Genomic DNA, 17405 nt, shown 5'->3' with positions numbered 1-17405 from the left:
CAAATAACGATCCGGATTCAAAGGTTCACGAATTCCTTTGCCTCCGTTTCACTGGACCGACCCGTACACACCCCTGTGCGGGAAACCGCTCAGACCGCTCACCCGGCGCAAAGGAATTCCCCCATGACTTCCGGGCACCAGCCCTCCGGGCTCCAGGCAGGACTCAAGAACCGTCATCTGTCGATGATCGCCATCGGCGGTGTGATCGGCGCGGGCCTCTTCGTCGGCTCCAGCTCCGGTATCGCCACGGCGGGACCCGGCATCCTCCTGTCGTACGCCCTCGTCGGCACACTCGTCGTCCTCGTGATGCGCATGCTCGGCGAGATGTCCGCCGCGAACCCCACCTCCGGTTCGTTCTCCGCCCACGCCGACCGGGCGCTGGGCCGCTGGGCCGGGTTCTCCATCGGCTGGCTGTACTGGTTCTTCTGGGTGGTGGTCCTGGCGGTGGAGGCCACCGCCGGCGCCAAGATCCTCGAGGGCTGGATACCGGCGGTCCCGCAGTGGGGCTGGGCGCTCATCGTCATGGTCGTGCTGACCGCCACCAACCTCGTCTCGGTCGGCTCCTACGGCGAGTTCGAGTTCTGGTTCGCCGGGATCAAGGTGGTCGCGATCGGCGCGTTCATCGTCGTCGGCGCCCTCGCGGTGTTCGGTGTGCTGCCGGGCGTCCACAGCGACAAGGCGGGCCTGGACAACCTGACCGGCCACGGAGGCTTCCTCCCGCACGGCCCCGGCGCGATCCTCACCGGTGTGCTGCTCGTCGTCTTCTCCTTCATGGGCAGCGAGATCGCGACGCTGGCGGCGGGCGAGTCGGAGAACCCGCAGCGGGCGGTGACGAAGTCGACGAACAGCATCATCTGGCGTATCGCCGTCTTCTACCTGGGCTCGATCTTCGTCGTCGTCTGTCTCCTGCCGTGGAACGACCCGTCCATCAAGGACAAGGGCTCCTACGTCGCCGCCCTCGACTCCCTCGGGATCGCGCACGCCGGCCAGATCATGAACTTCATCGTGCTGACGTCGGTGCTGTCCTGTCTCAACTCCGGCCTGTACACGGCCTCCCGCATGGCCTTCTCGCTGGGCGAGCGGGGTGACGCGCCGAAGGCTTTCGCGCGGACCACGTCCCGGGGTGTGCCGATGGCGGCGATCGTGGCGTCGGTGGTGTTCGGCTTCGTCGCCGTCTTCTTCAACTACAAGTTCCCCGACTCGGTCTTCCTCTTCCTGGTCAACTCCAGTGGCGCGGTGGCCCTGTTCGTGTGGCTGGTCATCTGTTTCTCGCAGCTGCGGATGCGGCGGATCATCCAGGCCGAGGCGCCGGAGAAGCTGGTCGTACGGATGTGGCTGTACCCGTATCTGACCTGGGCGACGGCCGCGTTGATCGTGTTCGTGCTGGGCTACATGCTCACGGACACCGAGCACGACGGACGCGAGACCGTGCTGCTGTCCATGCTGGTCGCGGCGGTCGTGGTGGCGATCGCCGTGGTCAGGCAGAGGGTCCTCGGGACCCGCCGGGCGTCCGTGGGCGACGCGGTGCCCGCCGCGGCCCGCGACGAGGCCGGGAAGGTCAAGACCGGCTGACGCGGGGCGTCGTACGTACGGAAGGGGCTCGCGGTGCGGACCGCGGGCCCCTTCCGCGTTGTCTGTCGCGCTCCCCTGCTCACAGCACGGTGAAGCTGTCCTTGACCCGGTCGTAGATCCTGACGGCCTGGGTCTCGACGTCGGGGTGGTACCAGGTGTTGATCTGGTACGACCTGCCCTCCTGGTCGAAGCCGAGCAGCCGCGCGTGCCAGTTCACGCCCTTGAGGGTGAAGGTGTACTCCCAGACCACCGCGGAGTGGCCGCGGAAGGTCGTCTGCTCCAGGCGGATCTTCCGGTAGTTCTGGCCCTGGTGGGCGTCCTGCTCCGACTTCTGCCAGGTCCCCATCAGGTCGTCGCGGGCGATGGAGGACTTGGCCACGAGTTCCTGGGCGCCGTCGGGCGAGGTGTAGTGGACCTCGGCTCCCGTCATCACGTTGCGCTTCCAGCCCTTGGGGGTCGCCCACGCGTATCCGCCGGCCTCCTCGTGGGTCCCCGGGGGCAGCGTCCGCGGCCGGGAGGTGCCCTCCACCGTGGGAGGCGGGCTGCTGCCGGAGGTGGTGGGGGGCGTGGTCGCGGAGGTCGTGGGACCGGCCTGATCGCCGCCCTGCGAACCGGAGTTCAGCAGCAGCGTCACGACGACCACGGCACCGGCGGCGACCATCGCGGCGGCGGCCAGGAGCCCGGCACGGCGGCGACGGCGACCGGGCGAGGGCGGGGACGCCTGGCCGGAGGGCTCCCTGCGCAGCGGGTGGGGGCCGAGGTGGGGTCGGGTGCCCTGTTCGTGCGGGGAACTGTTCGGCGGGGCCGTCGGGCGGGGCCGGGTCACCGCCGGGGATCGGGTCAGGGAGACGCCGGGGCGGGTGGTCGCGGGAGGGGCGGGGCGGGGCGAAGTGGGGTCGGCCGTCGAGGAGTTGGCGGACGGCGTCTCCGAACCGGCTTCCGAGCGCAGTTCGGAGGGGGCTTCGGTGGCGGCGGACGTCCGGGGGGCGATGGGTGCCTCGCCGGGGTCCTCGGGGTTCACGGCCGTCTCGGCGGGTGCGGCGGATTCGGGAGGGCCTTCGGCGGGAGCGGGAGGACCGTCGGGCGGTGCGGCGGAGGCGGGTGACGGTTCGGGTGGGGTGTGGCCGCGGCGGCGGAGGTGGTGGGTGTCCTGTCGGGCCGGGGGTGGAGCGTCCTCCAGGGGTTCGGGACGCCGGGGGTCCGGGGTGGCTCGTACCAGCCGGGTGTGCGGGGTGGCCGGGGCGGGTGGTTCGTTCGAGGGCTGGTGCTGGGGAGTGGGCGGCTCCGGTGCGGGGACGGCTGGGGGCGCGGGGACGGCTGTTGGTGCGGGGACGGCTGGGGGTGTGGGGGTGCCCGGAGCCGTGGGTCGGCCTGGTGGGGGCCCCTTCTCCGTCGGTTCGGCCGCGCCGCCGGTTCCGCCCACCGGCAGGGTCGGGGTGGGCGGGGGGAAGGCGATCGGGCGCAGGGCTTCTTCCAGTTCCCGGAGGGCCGGCCTGGCCTCGGGTTCCTTCTCCAGGAGCGCCGCCAGGACGTTGCTCAGGGGGCCTGCCGCGGCGGGCAGTTCGGGCTCCTCGTAGAGCACCGCGTGCAGGGTGGCCAGGGTCGTGCCGCGGGAGAAGGGGGAACGGCCGCCCAGGGCCGCGCAGAGGGTCGCGCCCAGGGACCAGATGTCGGACGGCGGGCCCTGCGGGCGGCCGGAGACCCGCTCGGGTGCCATGTAGTCGGGCGAGCCGACCAGCATGCCGACCATGGTGAGGGCCTTGGCGTCCTGGATCGCGGCGATGCCGAAGTCGGTCAGGACGACCCGGCGTTCGGGTTCGCCGGAACCCTCGACGATCACGTTCCCGGGTTTGATGTCGCGGTGCAGGACACCGCGGGCGTGGACCTGCCGCAGGGCCGCCACCAGGCCGAGACCCGTGCGTGCCGTCTCCCGCGGGCTCAGGGGGCCGTCCTCGGCCAGGATGCGTTCCAGCGAGCGGCCCCTGACCAACTCCATGACGATCCACAGGCGTTCGCCCTCGTCGACCACGTCGTAGACGCGGACCACGTTGGGGTGGTCGATGCGGGCCGTCGCCCTGGCCTCGCGCAGGGTGCGTTCGCGGCGGGTGCGCGTGTCCTCGGCGTCCATGCCGTCGATGCGGATCTCCTTGACGGCCACCGGGCGGTCGAGTATTTCGTCCGCCGCCCGCCACACCCGCCCCATTCCCCCCTGCCCGATACTTTCGACCAGCCGATAACGACCCGTCACCAGCAGCCCCTGAACACCACCGTTCCTCGCATTCCCCGGCAAATCCACGGCGCCCCCTCGATGAACCGAAACAACCCCTGAAACCCGAGACGACCTCGGTAGCGCTCCGACCCGCCCCTACTGAAACACAATGGTCACACTTCGTGCCGTACCAGCATAGTGCGGAGAAATCTTGTGGTAGCTCTTCAAGTACTGCGAATTCAGGCGCAGCCAGGGGGAGTCAAGGGGGATGCGAACATGAGTTCTCGTCGCAGTACGGTCATCGCAGGATCGCTGGTCACCGCATCTTTTTCGGCGGTGATGATCCTTTCCTGCACCGCCAGCGCGGACGACCAGGGCCCCGGGAGCAGCAAGGGGGGAAAGGTCATGGACAAGGCGCCGGCGGGCGTCGAGCTGACCACGTTCCTGCCCTCGAAGATCTCGGTCGACAACAGCACGAAGAAAACGGCGATCACCGCCACGGTGAAGAATCAGGGGAGCAAGGACAGCGGAAAGATCCAGCTTTTGGTCGTCGGTTTCGACGGCCTCACGGTCAAGAACGTGGCAGGCTGCTCGGCGATCGCCAAGAACAGCCTTCCGAAAGGCTCGAACAGTGGTTTCTCCTGCCCCATCGACAATCTGGCGGCCGGTAAGTCGAAGTCGTACGCCGTCGACGCGGCGTACGACCTGAGCAAGACCGGGAAGATCTGTCTGCCCGTGCAGAGCGGCGACGGGAAGAAGACGTACTGGCAGCAGGGGCCGGTCCCGTTCGGCACCAACAACCCGTCTCCGAACGCGCCCGCCACCCCGCTGCTCCTCGGCACCGACAACAAGCCGGTGGCGCCCGGCGGCGAGACCGAACTGCCGAAGACCGGCGTCGGGCGGGACGTCCTGCCGCTGGGCGCGGCGGGCGCGGCGCTGGTCGCGGCCGGGGCGGCCGGGCTGTGGTGGTCGACCCGGCGGCCGGTCGGTCCGCTGCGGCCGCGCGGCTGAGCGGTTCCGGGACGGCACGTCCGAGGGACCCGGCGGGGGATCGCTCCCGCCGGGCCCTTCTCCCGAAAAGCTGACGGCGGGTGTCAGGTTATACGGGCACAGTGCAGGTTTATGGACTTCGCCGAGAACACCACCGACCTGCTCGTCCTGCGCCCGGGCGACCCGGGCTACGACGGTGAACTCTCCGGTTTCCAGACCGGGTTCGACCGGCGGCCCGACGTGGTCTTCGCCGTCTCCTCGGCCGACGACGTCGGCGCCGCCGTGCGGTACGCGGCCGGGCGCGCTCTGCCGGTGGGCGTCCAGGCCACCGGTCACGGGCTGCCCGGGGCCTCGCGGGGCGGTGTGCTCGTCACGACGAAGCGGATGGACGGCGTCGTCGTCGACGCCGGTGCCCGAACCGTCCGGGTGCAGGCGGGCGTGCGCTGGGGACAGGTCGTCGCGGCGGCCGAACCGTACGGGCTCGCGCCGCTCAACGGTTCCGCGCCGGGCGTCGGCGCCGTCTCCTACACCCTCGGCGGCGGACTGGGCATCCTCGCGCGGGAGTTCGGGTACGCGGCCGACCATGTGCGCGCGCTGGACGTGGTGACGGCGGACGGGCGGCCGAGGCACGTGACCCGGGAGTCCGACCCCGACCTGTACTGGGCGCTGCTGGGCGCCGGCCACGACTTCGGCATCGTGACCGGTCTGGAGATCGGTCTCGTGCCGGTGCGCCGGCTCTACGGCGGCTCGCTCGCCTTCGACGGGCGCGAGACCGACCCGGCGGCCCTGCTGCGGGCGTACGAGGAGTGGACCCGGACCGTGCCGGACGGGCTGACCTCATCCTTCGCCGCCGTACCGTATCCGGACCTGCCGGCGCTTCCGCCGCATCTGCGCGGGCGGTACGTGGTCTCGGTGCGGGTCGCGTACACCGGCGGCGACGGTGACGCGGTCGTGGCCGCGCTGCGGGAGTCCGGGCCCGTGCTCGCCGACTCGCTGCGCGAGATGCCGTTCTCGCAGAGCCACACCATCCACAGCGACCCGGACTTCCCGCACGCCTACTACGGCGACAGCGCGGTGCTGAGCGAACTGGATCTCGCCGCGGCCGGCGAACTCCTCGCCCGCACCGGGCCGGACGCGGGCGGGCCGATGTGCGTGGTGCAGATCAATCATCTGGGCGGCGCGCTCGCGCGGCCCGCGCCGAACTCGGTGCCGTACCGCGAAGGACGGTTCCTGCTACGGCTGTTGGGCGCCGGGGAGCGGGAGAAGGCCCGTGCGGTGGTGGACCCGGCCCTCGCGCTGCTCGCGGACACGACCATCGGGCGGGCCCGCAACTTCGCCTTCGGGGCCGGCGACCGGCGCGAGGGACTGTACGACCCCGTGACGCACGCGAGGCTCGCCGGGCTGAAGTCGATCCACGACCCGACGAACCTCTTCGGCGGCCCCTGACGGACGAGGGGCCGTACGGCCTCAGCGCCTGCCGACCAGCTTCCAGGCGGCCGGCACGAGGCCCATGGCCAGGGCGGCCTTGAGGGCGTCCCCGATCAGGAACGGGGTGAGGCCGGCCGCGATCGCGGCGGAGGCGGACATACCGGCGGCGTAGGCCAGGTACGGGACACCGACGGCGTAGATGAGGGCCTCGCCCAGCAGCATCGTGCCCGCCATGCGCCACACGGAGCGGTCGGCGCCGCGGCGGGCCAGGGCGCCGACGGCGGCGGACGCCAGAAGCATGCCGAGGATGTAGCCGAAGGAGACGGAGACACCGGAGGTGCCGCCGGCGAACCACGGCACACCGGCGAGACCGGCGAGCGCGTACAGGACGAGCGAGGCCAGGCCGCGGCTCGCGCCGAGGCTCGTGCCGACCAGCAGCGCGGCGAAGGTCTGCCCGGTCACCGGCACCGGGGAGTGCGGGACGGGGACGGAGACCTGGGCCGCGAGGCCGGTGAGCACGGCACCGCCGACCACGAGGGCCACGTCCCGGACGCGGGAGGCGGGGAGGAGGTCGGCGAGGACCTGTCCGGGGCGGGCGGGGGTGACGGCAGCGGTGCTCATGGGGGCTCCGGGATCGGGACGGTCGGGGACATGGTGACGCTAACCCGGAGTGCTCTCCGCGATCACCGTCAGCGCTCGACAAAGGCTGCGGCCAGGCCTTCGTGGGCTCCGGACAAAGGATGCGAGTTACACGGGTCTCGGCGTGACACCGGTCACGGAGGCGGGGTGACCTGGGTTTCGTCGTCTCGCCCAGCGGTCGCCGTCTGGGCAGCGTGGGCCGGTTTTGCTAGCTTCGAGCGCATGGTCGCCCAGTCCCGGAACTTCTCGTCGCGTCGCCATGTCGACCTGCGACGAGTCGGCGCGTCCGCCTGTCGCCGCCGTTAGCGGGGCGCACGGACCGGATCCGGCACGCCCCGCCGCACGAGACGGCGCTGTGTCGGAACCGTTCTTCGAGGATGATCGCCATGCCCCGTACCGCGACCACCACTCTCACCTCCCCTCCTCCCCGTCATGACCGCCCCCGTGGCGACGACCGGCGCCGTACGAGCGCCAGCATCGTGCTGCGGTCCGTGCTGGAGCACGGGCCGGTGGCCCGCTCCACCATCGCCCGGCTGACCGGCCTGTCACCGGCGTCGGTCACGGACTACTGCGCCCGGTTCACCGAACTCGGCCTGATCCGGGAGGCGTCCGAGCCCCGGCGCTCGGGCGGCGTCGGGCGCCCGCACGTCCCCCTCGACCTCGACGACTCGCGGTTCGTGGTCGCCGGCGTGCACGTGGCGGTGCCGTACACGACCGTGGCCCTGCTCGACCTGCGCGGACGGGTGCTGGTCAGCCGAGAGCTGAAGCACGAGAGCACCGAGCCGGGGTGGGTGCTGGCGCGGGCCGCCGAGGGGCTGACCCGCCTGTTGTCGGCGGCGCCGGGCTGTCGGCCGCTCGGCGTCGGCGTCGCCGTCGGCGGCTGGGTGGACCGGGAGTCGGGAACCGTCGTGGAACACCCGCTGCTGGGCTGGCGGGAGGTCGCGGTGCGCGAGGTGCTCGGCGAGCGCCTGGGGCTGCCGGTCCATGTCGACGGGCACGCGCGGGCGTTGGTCAACGCGGAGCGGCTGTTCGGGCCGGCCCGGGACGGCGCCAGCATGCTGCATCTGTTCGTCGGCAATGTGGTCGACGCGGCGTTCGCCACCGGCGACGCGGTGCATCACGGGCCCCGCTCGCAGTCCGGGGCGATCGCCCATCTGCCGGTGCCGGGCGGCACGGAACCCTGCGATTGCGGGCGGACCGGCTGTCTGCAGGCCGAGTTGAGCGAGCGGACGCTGTGCCGGCGGGCGCGTGCGGCGGGCGTGCCCGCGGGCGCGAACCCGATGCGGGTGGTCGCGGCCGCGGCCGCGGGCGACCTCCGGGCGACGCGGCTGCTGGTGGAGCGGGCGGGTGCCGTCGGGCGGGCGGCGCGGCTGCTGCTGGACGTGCTCAATCCGGAGACGGTGGTCGTCACCGAGGTGGGGATCATTCACCGCGACGACTGCCTGAGCGCGCTGCGCGACGGGGTCGGCATCGAACGCGCGGCACATGTGGTGCCGACGAGTTTCCCGGATTCGGTGCTCGCGGTGGCAGGCGGTTCGGTGGTTCTGGACGTGCTCTACCGGGATCCGCTGGCCATGTCACCTCGGACTATTTAATTCAGAAACTCCGAATGTTGACAGCGGTCGGGCCTGACCAGGAACATCCTGGTCATGAGCCTGTTCGTGAGCTGTCGCACCTCTTGTTGCTGACACGTTGCCGCGCGTGAAGCGCTCATTTCCCCCTGCGTGAATTCCCTTTCCCCGGCGTCTGCCGACCTGAATTCCGCATGCGTTCTTTCCTTCTCGACTCACGGAGTTCTGCCATGCCTTCCTCGCCTGTGTCAGGTGTCGACCGACGGCTCTTCCTCACCTCTGTGCTCGGCGCCGCGGCCGGGATCGCCGGTCTGAGCGGCTGCGCGAACGGCAACGCCGCCGCGGACACCCGGGGCGCCACCTCCGCCCCGCTCGCCGACAAGGTCCCGGCCGGCACCCGCCTGAAGGTCGCCTCGTATCTGAACGCCCAGCAACTGCAGTTCCGGCTGGCCGGGTTGGGCGAGCTGCCGTTCAAGGTGTCGAGCTGGGTGAACATCGGCGCGGGCCCCGACGTCATCAACGCCTTCCGCGCCAAGTCCCTGGACCTCGCCAACAACGCGGGCATTCCGCCGATCCAGGCCCACTACCAGGGCTTCGACGCGAAGATCGTCGCGATCGACATCACCCGCAAGCCCAACTACCTTTTCGCCACCAAGCCCGGCAGCGACATCCACACGGTCGCCGACTTCAAGGGCAGGAAGCTCGCGTTCTCGCAGGGGCAGGCGCAAGGAGTCGTCCTGCTGCGGGCGTTGAAGCAGGCGGGACTCAAGTACGACGAGGTGAAGCTGGTCCCGCTGACCAGCAACCAGTTCCTGACCGCACTGCAGTCCGGGCAGGTCGACATCGCGCCGCTCGCCAACAGCCAGGCGCCCGCCTATCTGCAGCAGTACAAGTCCAAGGGCGCCCGTGCGATCACGACGGACGTCGTCGATCTGCTCAACCTGCTGTGGGCGCCGACCTCGGTCCTCGCCGACTCCGCGAAGGCCGCCGCCGTCGCCGCCTACATCCCGTACTGGGCCAAGGGCCAGGTCTGGCAGTACGAGCATCCCGACACCTGGAACGAGGAGTTCTACGTCAAGACCCAGAACCTGACGCTCGCGCAGGCCAAGGGCATCTCCGACCTCGCCAACAAGCCGCTCTTCCCGCCGAGCTGGGCCGAGGCGATCAAGTGGGAGCAGGAGACCGCCGATCTGCTGGCGGAGGGCGGCTTCGTGAAGAAGTTCGACGTCTCCTCACTCTTCGACCACCGGTTCGAGTCCATCGCCGCGAAGGCCGTACCGGCGGAGTACCGGAGGTGAGCGCCGTGACCACGACCACCGCCGCCGCGCCCGCGACGGCCCAGCAGGAGAGCCGTCCCGCCCGGCGCCGCCGCCGCGGCCTCTCCCCCGGCAGGCGACTGCCGGCCACCCGCCTGGTCGGTCCCGCCGTCCTGATCGCGGTGTGGGCCGCCGCGTCCGCGGCCGGGCGGCTCGACCCCGGCGCGATCCCCGCACCCTGGACGGTCCTGCGCACCGCCGGACATCTGTGGAGCGCCGGGACGCTGCGCACCGACATCGCCACCTCCGTGGAGCGGGCCGCGTACGGCTTCGCGATCGGCCTCACCGCCGGCGTCGTGCTCGCGCTGGCGTCCGGGCTCAGCCGGATCGGCGAGGCGCTGATCGACGGGACCGTGCAGCTCAACCGGGCGATCCCGACGCTGGGCCTGATCCCGCTGTTCATCCTCTGGCTGGGCATCGGCGAGGCCTTCAAGATCGCCATCATCGCGATCGTCGTCTACATCCCGATCTACCTGAACACGCACGCCGCCCTGTCCGGCATCGACAGCCGGTTCGTCGAACTGGCCGAGGTGCAGGGCCTGTCGAGGGTGCAGTTCATCCGGCAGATCGTCATTCCCGGCGCCCTGCCCGGATTCTTCGTGGGACTCCGGCTCGGGGTGACCGGCTCCTGGCTGGGCCTGGTCGTGCTGGAGCAGATCAACGCCACCAGCGGACTCGGCTACATGATGTTCCAGGCCCAGAACTACGGCCAGTCCGACGTGATCCTCGTCGGGCTGCTCGTCTACGGGGTCTTCGGCCTGGTGTCCGACAGCGCGGTCCGTCTCATCGAACGGAGGGTGCTGTCATGGCGCCGCACACTGAGCAGCTGACCCGGCCCGCGGTCGAACTCCGCGGCCTGACCCGGTCGTTCGAAGGGCGGACCGTCCTCGACGGCATCGACCTCGACCTGCCGACCGGACAGTTCACGGCACTGCTCGGGCACAGCGGCTCCGGCAAGAGCACTCTGCTGCGGGCCATCGCGGGACTGGACCACGACGTGGCCGGAAGCGGCCGGCTCAGCGCGCCGGAACGGGTGTCCGTGGTCTTCCAGGACTCACGGCTGCTGCCGTGGCGGCGGGTGCTGGACAACGTGCTCCTCGGACTCGACGGCAGGGACGCCGAGGCGAAGGGACGCGAGGCGCTCGCCGAGGTGGGGCTCGAAGGGCGCGAGCGGGCCTGGCCCAACGAGCTGTCCGGCGGCGAGGCCCAGCGTGCGGCGCTCGCCCGGTCGCTGGTCCGCGAGCCGGAACTGCTGCTGGCCGACGAGCCGTTCGGCGCCCTGGACGCGCTGACCCGCATCAGGATGCACGCGCTGCTGCGGGAGCTGTGGAAGCGGCACCGGCCCTCCGTCCTGCTCGTCACCCACGACGTCGACGAGGCGATCGTCCTCGCCGACCGGGTCCTGGTCCTGGACAAGGGCCGTATCGGCCTCGACCTGACCATCGACCGGCCTCATCCGCGCTCGTACCGGGACCCGTTGCTCGGCGAATACCGGGAGCGGCTTCTCACGGCCCTCGGAGTCACAGAGGACCACGCATGACCAGTGACCTCGAAGTCACCGAGGACCACGCATGACCACCGACCTCGGCCTCCCGGAGGAACACCGATGACCCGCCGGCTCCACCTCAACGCCTTCCTCATGAACACCGGTCACCACGAGGCCTCGTGGCGGCTGCCCGAGAGCGACCCTCTCGCCCACGTCGAGCTGGACCACTACGTACGCCTTGCCCGGACCGCCGAGCGCGGCACGTTCGACTCGCTCTTCCTCGCCGACGGCCCCCAGCTGTGGAGCAACCTCGCCCAGCGCCCGGCCGGCGCCCTGGAACCGCTCACGCTGCTCACCGCGCTGGCGACGGCGACCGAGCACATCGGGCTCGTCGCCACCGCCTCGACCTCCTACAACTCCCCCTACAACCTGGCCCGCAAGTTCGCCTCGCTGGACATCATCAGCGGTGGCCGGGCGGGCTGGAACATCGTCACCACCGCGGGTGCCGAGGCGGCCCGGAACTTCGGCCTGGAGCACGAGCCCGCGCACGCCGAGCGGTACGCCCGTGCCGCCGAGTTCCTCGACGTGGCGCTGAAGCTCTGGGACAGCTGGGAGGACGACGCGATCGTCGCCGACAAGGCGGCCGGTGTCTGGGGAGACGACAGCAAGATCCATCCGCCCCGTCACAAGGGGACGTACTTCAGTGTCGAGGGCGCGCTCAACGTCCCCCGCTCGCCCCAGGGTTATCCGCTGCTCGTGCAGGCGGGGTCCAGCGAGGACGGCAAGGCGTTCGCGGCCCGGTACGCCGAGGCCGTGTTCACCGCCCAGCAGACCATCGAGGACGCGCAGGCCTTCTACGCCGACCTCAAGTCCCGTACGAAGGCGGTCGGCAGAGACCCCGAGCACATCAAGGTGCTGCCCGGAATCGTGCCGGTCATCGGGTCGACCGAGGCCGAGGCACGGGCGAACGAACAGCTGCTGGAGGACCACATCGTGCACCGGCACGGCGTGGCCAACCTGGAACGCCTCCTGCAACTTCCGTCCAGAACACTCGAGTTGGACGGCCCGCTCCCCGCCGACCTGCCGCCCGAGGACGCCATCGAGGGCGCCAAGAGCCGCTACACGCTCGTCGTCGAGCTGGCCCGCCGCGACCGGCTCACCGTCCGGCAGCTGATCGGGCGGCTCGGCGGCGGGCGCGGGCACCTCACCTTCGCCGGTACGCCCGAGCAGGTCGCCGACCAGATCGAGAGCTGGTTCACCCGGGGCGCCGCCGACGGCTTCAACATCATGCCGGCCGTCCTGCCCTCCGGCCTCGACGCCTTCGTCGACCACGTCGTCCCGATCCTGCGCGCCCGCGGCCTGCTCCGAACGGAGTACGGCCGCCGCCGGACCCTGCGGGAGCGCTACGGCCTCCCCCGCCCCGCCAACCAGTACCTCGAACCCGCCCTCGTCTGAAAGGACCCGCACGACATGCCCGAGATCGAGATCCAGAAGGTCACCGCGAACATCGGCGCCCGGGTGTCCGGCGTCGACATCTCCCAGCCCCTCGACGCGGAGGCGGTCACCGCGATCCGCGAGGCCCTCAACGCCCACAAGGCGCTCGTCTTCGACGACGTGAACCTCGACGACGAGGGCCAGCAGGCCTTCGTCCGCCACTTCGGCGACGTCACCACCGCCCACCCGACGGTCTCCTCCGTCGACGGCGTCCCGAACGTCCTCCCGGTCGACAGCGAGCGGGGCCGGGCCGCCAACCACTGGCACACCGACGTCACCTTCGTGCTCAACCCGCCGCAGGCCAGCACCCTGCGCTCGCTCACGATCCCGCCGTACGGCGGCGAGACCCTGATCGCCAGCTCGGCCGCCGCCTACCGCCAACTGCCCGACTCCCTGCGCGCCTTGGCGGACACGCTGTGGGCCGAGCACACCAACGACTACGACTACGCCGTACCGGAGGAGGAGATCGACGAGCGGCAGGCCGCGCAGCGCGCCCAGTTCACGTCCATCAAGTACCGCACGGTCCATCCGGTGGTCCGCGTCCACCCGCTGACCGGTGAACGCGGCCTGTTCATCGGCGGGTTCGCGCAGCGGATCGTCGGGCTCTCCCCGGGCGAGTCCCGCAAGATCCTCGACCTGCTGCAGGCCTACGTCACCCGGCCGGAGAACATCCTGCGCCACCGCTGGTCGGAGAACCAGCTCGTCCTGTTCGACAACCGCATCACCCAGCACTACGCCGTCGACAACTACGACGGCCTGCCGCGCCGGCTGCACCGGGTGACCGCCGCCGGTGACATCCCGGTCGGTGTCGAGGGCAAGGAGAGCTACGCGATCGAGGGCGACGCCTCGCACTACACGTCCGTGGCCGCGTAGTCGCACCGGGCGGCCCTGCGTCCTCCTACGCCGTTTCCCGGTCACAGGGCAGGTTCAGCGAGATCAGACCGACCTGGTCGGGATCCATGCGGAGTTCGGTGACGGCGGCGTTCCGCAGCTGCGGGAAGACGCGCCGGTACTCGCCGAGCGGGATGGACAGCAGGCGGCACAGCACCAGCCGCAGCAGGGTGTTGTGGGCGACGACGAGGACGCGTTCGCCGTCGTGGGCGGCGGCGATGCGGCGCAGGGCGGCGGCGCCCCGGCCGGCGGCGGCGACCGGGTCCTCCGCGCCGGGGAAGGGGTGGGCCACCGGGTCGGCGCGGAATGCCGCCGCCGCGTCCGGGTCCTCCTCCGCGAACTGTGCGAGGGTACGGCCCTCCACCACCCCGAAGTCGCATTCGCGCAGGTCGGGTTCGCGGCTCGGGGTGAGCGCGAGGGCCCGGCAGGCTGGCTCGGCGGTGACGACCGCCCGGGAGACGGGGGAGGTCCACACGGCGTCGACGGGGTGGGCGGCGGCCCATCGGCCGAGGGCTTCCGCCTGCGCGTGCCCGGTCTCGGTGAGCGGCACTTCGCTGATCCCCGCGTAACGGTTCTCGGCGTGCCAGACGGTCTGGCCGTGGCGGGCCAGGAGCAGGGTGGCGGTCATGAGTCCGCAGTATTCCGGGTGAGGCGGGCGTGCGCGTGCGCCGCGACCGGGGGCGGGAGCCAGCCGCGCGCCGTCAGTTCGTCGACCAGCCGGGCGTACGGCTCGGCGAACAGGGCGGTCCGGTCCGGGCGGGGTTCCACGACGGTGCGGACGCGGACCATGCGCTCGGCGATGTCGGCGACACCGAGGGAGGCGCGCCCGCCCATGGAGGCGCCCCCGCCGAGAGAGCCGCTCTCGCCGTGGGCCGCGCTCACGCCGTAAGCGGCCAGCGCCGCCATGCCCAGTGCCGGTTCGGTCTGGGCCGGTACGCGGGCCGGGCGGCCCAGGATGTCGGCGCGCAGCTGGTTCCAGTACCGGCTGCGGGCGGCCCCGCCTGTGAAGGTGAGCGGGCCGTCCAGCGGGGCGCCCAGGTGGTGCAGGTAGTCCAGGCAGAGCCGCTCGGTGAGGGCGACGCCCTGCAGCAGGGCGGCCCACAGGTCGGCGTCGTCCTCCGGTTCGCCGAGGACGAGGGCGACGGCCTGCGGGGCTTGGAAGGGGAAGCGTTCACCGGGCGACACCAGCGGGTAGGCCACCGCGCCGGACGGTTCGTGGGCGGCCGCCCGCTCGTCCATGACCGCCGGGTCGGCGCCCGCGAAGGCCGCCGTCAGCACCCCCGCGCCGACGCTTGAGGCCCCACCGGGCAGCCAGGTGCCGTCCGGGGCACGGTGGTTGTAGACCACTCCGGTGGGGTCGTGGACCGGCGCGGTGGAGGCCCCCTTGAGGACCAGGGTGGTGCCGAGCACCGAGTTCCAGGCGCCGGGGCGCAGGGCGCCGGACGCGATCTGGGCCGCGCAGCCGTCGGTCATCCCGGCGACCACGGGGGTGCCGGCGGGGATGCCGGTGGCCTCGGCGGCGGCCGGGCAGACCTCGGCGAGCCGCGTTCCGGGGTGTACGACGTCGGGCAACAGGCCGTCCGGGAGACCGAGTTCGGTGAACGCGGGGTGCGGCCAGGCGTCGTTCTCGAGGTCGTAGCCCGTCTTGAGGGCGTGGGAGGAGTCGGCGGGCGGGTGCTCGCCGGTGAGCCGGGCGACGATCACGTCGGGCTGGTGGGCGAGCCGGAAGCGGGGCGGCCGGGCGACGCGGAGGTGGGGGTGGGCCCCGCGGGGTGCCTCCGGGAGGCCGCCGTACTCCTCCACCAGCCACATCGCCTTCGGCAGCGCCCAGGTGTCCTGCACCGCCAGACCCGCCGCCCGCGCCCGTGCCGCCTGCGCCGAGGCCCGCCGGTCGTCGTACATGAGCCCGGGGCTCAGCGGCCGCCCCGCCACGTCCGTCAGCAGCACCGTCCCGGACGTCCCGCACACCGCGAGCCCGCCGATCCGCACCCCGCGCGACTCCCCCACCGCCTGCCGCGCGGCCGCGCACACCCCCTCCCACCACTCCCCCGGGTCCTGCTCGTGCCGGTCCCCGTCGCGGCGCCCGCCGAGCGGGGCCGAACCCCGCCCCACGACCGTCCCGTCCCCGGTGACGGCCAGCACGCGGACACTCTGCGTGCCCAGGTCGATCCCCAGCCACGCCTCCTGCTCGTCCGCCATCCGGACCTCCCGGGCATCGCGATCCAGTCTGTGAACTTCACACCTACCCACGATATTGACCCGGGATTTTCGCTTGCGCGAGGGATTGACGCGCAACTTCCGGCGTTACACCCTCTGTTAGCGAGTCGACTCGACGTGTTACCCCCACCCAGCGCACCGGGCCCGACCCCACTCGGAGGTCACGGATGGACACGCACGCGCACGACCGCAGACGCTTCCTCGCCCTGACCGCCGGGGCCGCCGCGACCCCGTTGCTGGCGGCCTGCGGCGCCGGATTCGGCGGTGGTGACGACAAGGGCGGCGGTTCGGCCGCCGACGACGTCACCGGCTCCTTCGACTGGAAGCGGGAGAAGGGCAGGACGGTCAAGGCCCTGCTCAACAAGCACCCGTACACGGACGCCCTGATCGCCGACCTGAAGTCCTTCACTGCCAAGACGGGCATCAAGGTCGAGTACGACGTCTTCCCCGAGGACAACTACTTCGACAAGCTCACCGTGGACCTGTCCAGCGGACGCGCCTCCTACGACGTCTTCATGCTCGGCGCCTACATGGTCTGGCAGTACGGCCCGCCGGGCTGGCTGGAGGACCTCGGCCCCTGGATGCGCAACTCCTCGGCCACCGGCGCCGAGTGGGACCAGTCGGACTTCTTCCCCAACCTCCTCCAGGCCGACCAGTGGTCGCTGAAGGACGGCGCCCCGCTCGGCCGGGGCGGGCAGTACGCGCTGCCGTGGGGCTGGGAGACGAACGTCGTCGCCTACAACACCGAAGTGTTCACGAAACTGGGCCTGAAACCGGCCGAGTCCTTCGACGAACTGCGCGAGATCGCGGGCGTCATCAAGCGCAAGGCGCCCGGCGCCGGATACGACGGCATGTACGGGATCGCCGTGCGCGGCTCCCGCAGCTGGGCCACCATCCACCCGGGCTTCATGACCATGTACGCCCGCAACGGCCTGCACGACTTCACCGTGGACGGCGGGAAGCTGAGGCCCGCGATGAACACGCCGGAGGCCGTCGCGTTCACCCGGGACTGGGCGGGCATGGTCAAGCAGGGCGGGCCGCCGTCCTGGACGTCGTACAGCTGGTACCAGTGCTCCAGCGACCTCGGCGCGAAGAAGGCAGGCATGCTCTTCGACGCGGACACGGCCGCCTACTTCCAGGCCGTGAAGGGGGCCAGCCCCGCCTCCGGGAAGATCGCCTTCCACCCCGGCCCCAAGGGCCCGGACGGCTCCCTGGCCACGAACATGTGGATCTGGTCGCTCGGCATGAACGCCAAGTCCAAGAAGAAGAGCGCCAGTTGGCTGTTCCTGCAGTGGGCGACCGGCAAGGAGCACCTGCGCCGGGCGGCCGTCACCGGCAACCACATCGACCCGGTCCGCAAGTCGGTCAGCCAGGACGCCGCCTACAAGGACAAGATGCGGCACCTGCCCGGCTTCATCGAGACCTTCGAGACGGTCGTCGACCGGACGAGGATCCAGTTCACCCCGCAGGCCCAGTTCTTCGACGCCACCACCAGCTGGGCGGCGGCCCTGCAGGAGATCTACGGCGGCAAGAACGCGAAGTCGGTGCTGAACGGGCTGGCAAGTGACCTCGCCTCAAAGGTGAGTTGAGGC

General features: G+C 71.4%; 14 protein-coding genes. 10 read left to right on the top strand and 4 right to left on the bottom strand.

What is annotated here, in order from left to right:
- Positions 1-123: 123 nt before the first annotated feature.
- Positions 124-1572, top strand: coding sequence for an amino acid permease (locus ACIGDI_RS01900; RefSeq protein WP_399889100.1), 1449 nt, complete (start codon positions 124-126; stop codon positions 1570-1572).
- A gap of 79 nt (positions 1573-1651) precedes the next feature.
- On the opposite strand, the gene ACIGDI_RS01895 is transcribed toward ACIGDI_RS01900, so the two are convergent.
- A complete protein-coding gene (locus tag ACIGDI_RS01895) occupies positions 1652-3775 on the bottom strand; it encodes a protein kinase (protein ID WP_399889097.1) in 2124 nt (707 codons plus the stop codon).
- A gap of 282 nt (positions 3776-4057) precedes the next feature.
- Here ACIGDI_RS01895 and ACIGDI_RS01890 point away from each other — a divergent pair, with 282 nt between their 5' ends.
- Positions 4058-4792, top strand: a complete 735-nt coding sequence (locus tag ACIGDI_RS01890) for an LPXTG cell wall anchor domain-containing protein (protein WP_399889094.1) — start codon at positions 4058-4060, stop codon at positions 4790-4792.
- 111 nt (positions 4793-4903) lie between these two features.
- Positions 4904-6217, top strand: coding sequence for an FAD-binding oxidoreductase (locus ACIGDI_RS01885; RefSeq protein WP_399889091.1), 1314 nt, complete (start codon positions 4904-4906; stop codon positions 6215-6217).
- 21 nt (positions 6218-6238) lie between these two features.
- Here the strand turns inward: ACIGDI_RS01885 and ACIGDI_RS01880 are convergent, their stop codons facing one another.
- Positions 6239-6820, bottom strand: coding sequence for a biotin transporter BioY (locus ACIGDI_RS01880; RefSeq protein ID WP_399889088.1), 582 nt, complete (start codon positions 6818-6820; stop codon positions 6239-6241).
- 404 nt (positions 6821-7224) lie between these two features.
- Here ACIGDI_RS01880 and ACIGDI_RS01875 point away from each other — a divergent pair, with 404 nt between their 5' ends.
- The 6 genes from ACIGDI_RS01875 (at position 7225) to ACIGDI_RS01850 (ending at position 13578) form a co-directional block, all read left to right on the top strand.
- Positions 7225-8433, top strand: a complete 1209-nt coding sequence (locus ACIGDI_RS01875; protein WP_399889085.1) for an ROK family protein — start codon at positions 7225-7227, stop codon at positions 8431-8433.
- A 206-nt stretch (positions 8434-8639) separates the two neighbouring features.
- On the top strand, positions 8640-9707 hold the full coding sequence (locus ACIGDI_RS01870) for an ABC transporter substrate-binding protein (protein WP_399889082.1): 1068 nt from the start codon (positions 8640-8642) through the stop codon (positions 9705-9707).
- Positions 9704-10555 carry an ABC transporter permease gene (locus ACIGDI_RS01865; protein ID WP_399889079.1) on the top strand — a complete coding sequence of 284 codons (852 nt, stop codon included), beginning with the start codon at positions 9704-9706 and terminating at the stop codon, positions 10553-10555. Before ACIGDI_RS01870 ends, ACIGDI_RS01865 begins: the two co-directional genes overlap by 4 nt.
- Positions 10531-11265 (top strand): ABC transporter ATP-binding protein, encoded by a 735-nt coding sequence (locus tag ACIGDI_RS01860; RefSeq protein ID WP_399889076.1) that lies wholly within the window; start codon positions 10531-10533, stop codon positions 11263-11265. Before ACIGDI_RS01865 ends, ACIGDI_RS01860 begins: the two co-directional genes overlap by 25 nt.
- Before the next feature lie 66 nt (positions 11266-11331).
- Positions 11332-12666, top strand: a complete 1335-nt coding sequence (locus ACIGDI_RS01855; protein ID WP_399889073.1) for an LLM class flavin-dependent oxidoreductase — start codon at positions 11332-11334, stop codon at positions 12664-12666.
- Between the two features lie 15 nt (positions 12667-12681).
- On the top strand, positions 12682-13578 hold the full coding sequence (locus ACIGDI_RS01850) for a TauD/TfdA dioxygenase family protein (RefSeq protein WP_399889070.1): 897 nt from the start codon (positions 12682-12684) through the stop codon (positions 13576-13578).
- A gap of 25 nt (positions 13579-13603) precedes the next feature.
- Here the strand turns inward: ACIGDI_RS01850 and ACIGDI_RS01845 are convergent, their stop codons facing one another.
- Both ACIGDI_RS01845 and ACIGDI_RS01840 read right to left on the bottom strand, forming a co-directional pair.
- Positions 13604-14224 carry a histidine phosphatase family protein gene (locus ACIGDI_RS01845; protein ID WP_399889068.1) on the bottom strand — a complete coding sequence of 207 codons (621 nt, stop codon included), beginning with the start codon at positions 14222-14224 and terminating at the stop codon, positions 13604-13606.
- Positions 14221-15795 (bottom strand): FGGY-family carbohydrate kinase, encoded by a 1575-nt coding sequence (locus ACIGDI_RS01840; RefSeq protein WP_399889065.1) that lies wholly within the window; start codon positions 15793-15795, stop codon positions 14221-14223. Before ACIGDI_RS01840 ends, ACIGDI_RS01845 begins: the two co-directional genes overlap by 4 nt.
- A 185-nt stretch (positions 15796-15980) precedes the next feature.
- Between ACIGDI_RS01840 and ACIGDI_RS01835 the strand changes: the two genes are divergently transcribed.
- Positions 15981-17402 (top strand): ABC transporter substrate-binding protein, encoded by a 1422-nt coding sequence (locus ACIGDI_RS01835; protein WP_399889063.1) that lies wholly within the window; start codon positions 15981-15983, stop codon positions 17400-17402.
- The last annotated feature ends 3 nt before the right edge of the window (positions 17403-17405 follow it).

It is taken from the genome of Streptomyces sp. NPDC085900, assembly GCF_044540925.1.
In the GTDB taxonomy this organism is placed as follows: Bacteria; Actinomycetota; Actinomycetes; order Streptomycetales; family Streptomycetaceae; genus Streptomyces; species Streptomyces gilvifuscus.
Note: the sequence above shows the minus strand (reverse complement) of the source record. Positions and strands in the feature narration are given on the sequence as shown.

What these genes read in the sequence shown, in the direction of transcription:
- ACIGDI_RS01900 (WP_399889100.1), top strand. Translation starts at nt 124, where the DNA reads ATGACTTCCGGGCACCAGCCCTCCGGGCTCCAGGCAGGACTCAAGAAC.
- ACIGDI_RS01895 (WP_399889097.1), bottom strand. Translation starts at nt 3,775, where the DNA reads ATGGGGCGGGTGTGGCGGGCGGCGGACGAAATACTCGACCGCCCGGTG.
- ACIGDI_RS01890 (WP_399889094.1), top strand. Translation starts at nt 4,058, where the DNA reads ATGAGTTCTCGTCGCAGTACGGTCATCGCAGGATCGCTGGTCACCGCA.
- ACIGDI_RS01885 (WP_399889091.1), top strand. Translation starts at nt 4,904, where the DNA reads ATGGACTTCGCCGAGAACACCACCGACCTGCTCGTCCTGCGCCCGGGC.
- ACIGDI_RS01880 (WP_399889088.1), bottom strand. Translation starts at nt 6,820, where the DNA reads ATGAGCACCGCTGCCGTCACCCCCGCCCGCCCCGGACAGGTCCTCGCC.
- ACIGDI_RS01875 (WP_399889085.1), top strand. Translation starts at nt 7,225, where the DNA reads ATGCCCCGTACCGCGACCACCACTCTCACCTCCCCTCCTCCCCGTCAT.
- ACIGDI_RS01870 (WP_399889082.1), top strand. Translation starts at nt 8,640, where the DNA reads ATGCCTTCCTCGCCTGTGTCAGGTGTCGACCGACGGCTCTTCCTCACC.
- ACIGDI_RS01860 (WP_399889076.1), top strand. Translation starts at nt 10,531, where the DNA reads ATGGCGCCGCACACTGAGCAGCTGACCCGGCCCGCGGTCGAACTCCGC.
- ACIGDI_RS01855 (WP_399889073.1), top strand. Translation starts at nt 11,332, where the DNA reads ATGACCCGCCGGCTCCACCTCAACGCCTTCCTCATGAACACCGGTCAC.
- ACIGDI_RS01850 (WP_399889070.1), top strand. Translation starts at nt 12,682, where the DNA reads ATGCCCGAGATCGAGATCCAGAAGGTCACCGCGAACATCGGCGCCCGG.
- ACIGDI_RS01845 (WP_399889068.1), bottom strand. Translation starts at nt 14,224, where the DNA reads ATGACCGCCACCCTGCTCCTGGCCCGCCACGGCCAGACCGTCTGGCAC.
- ACIGDI_RS01840 (WP_399889065.1), bottom strand. Translation starts at nt 15,795, where the DNA reads ATGGCGGACGAGCAGGAGGCGTGGCTGGGGATCGACCTGGGCACGCAG.
- ACIGDI_RS01835 (WP_399889063.1), top strand. Translation starts at nt 15,981, where the DNA reads ATGGACACGCACGCGCACGACCGCAGACGCTTCCTCGCCCTGACCGCC.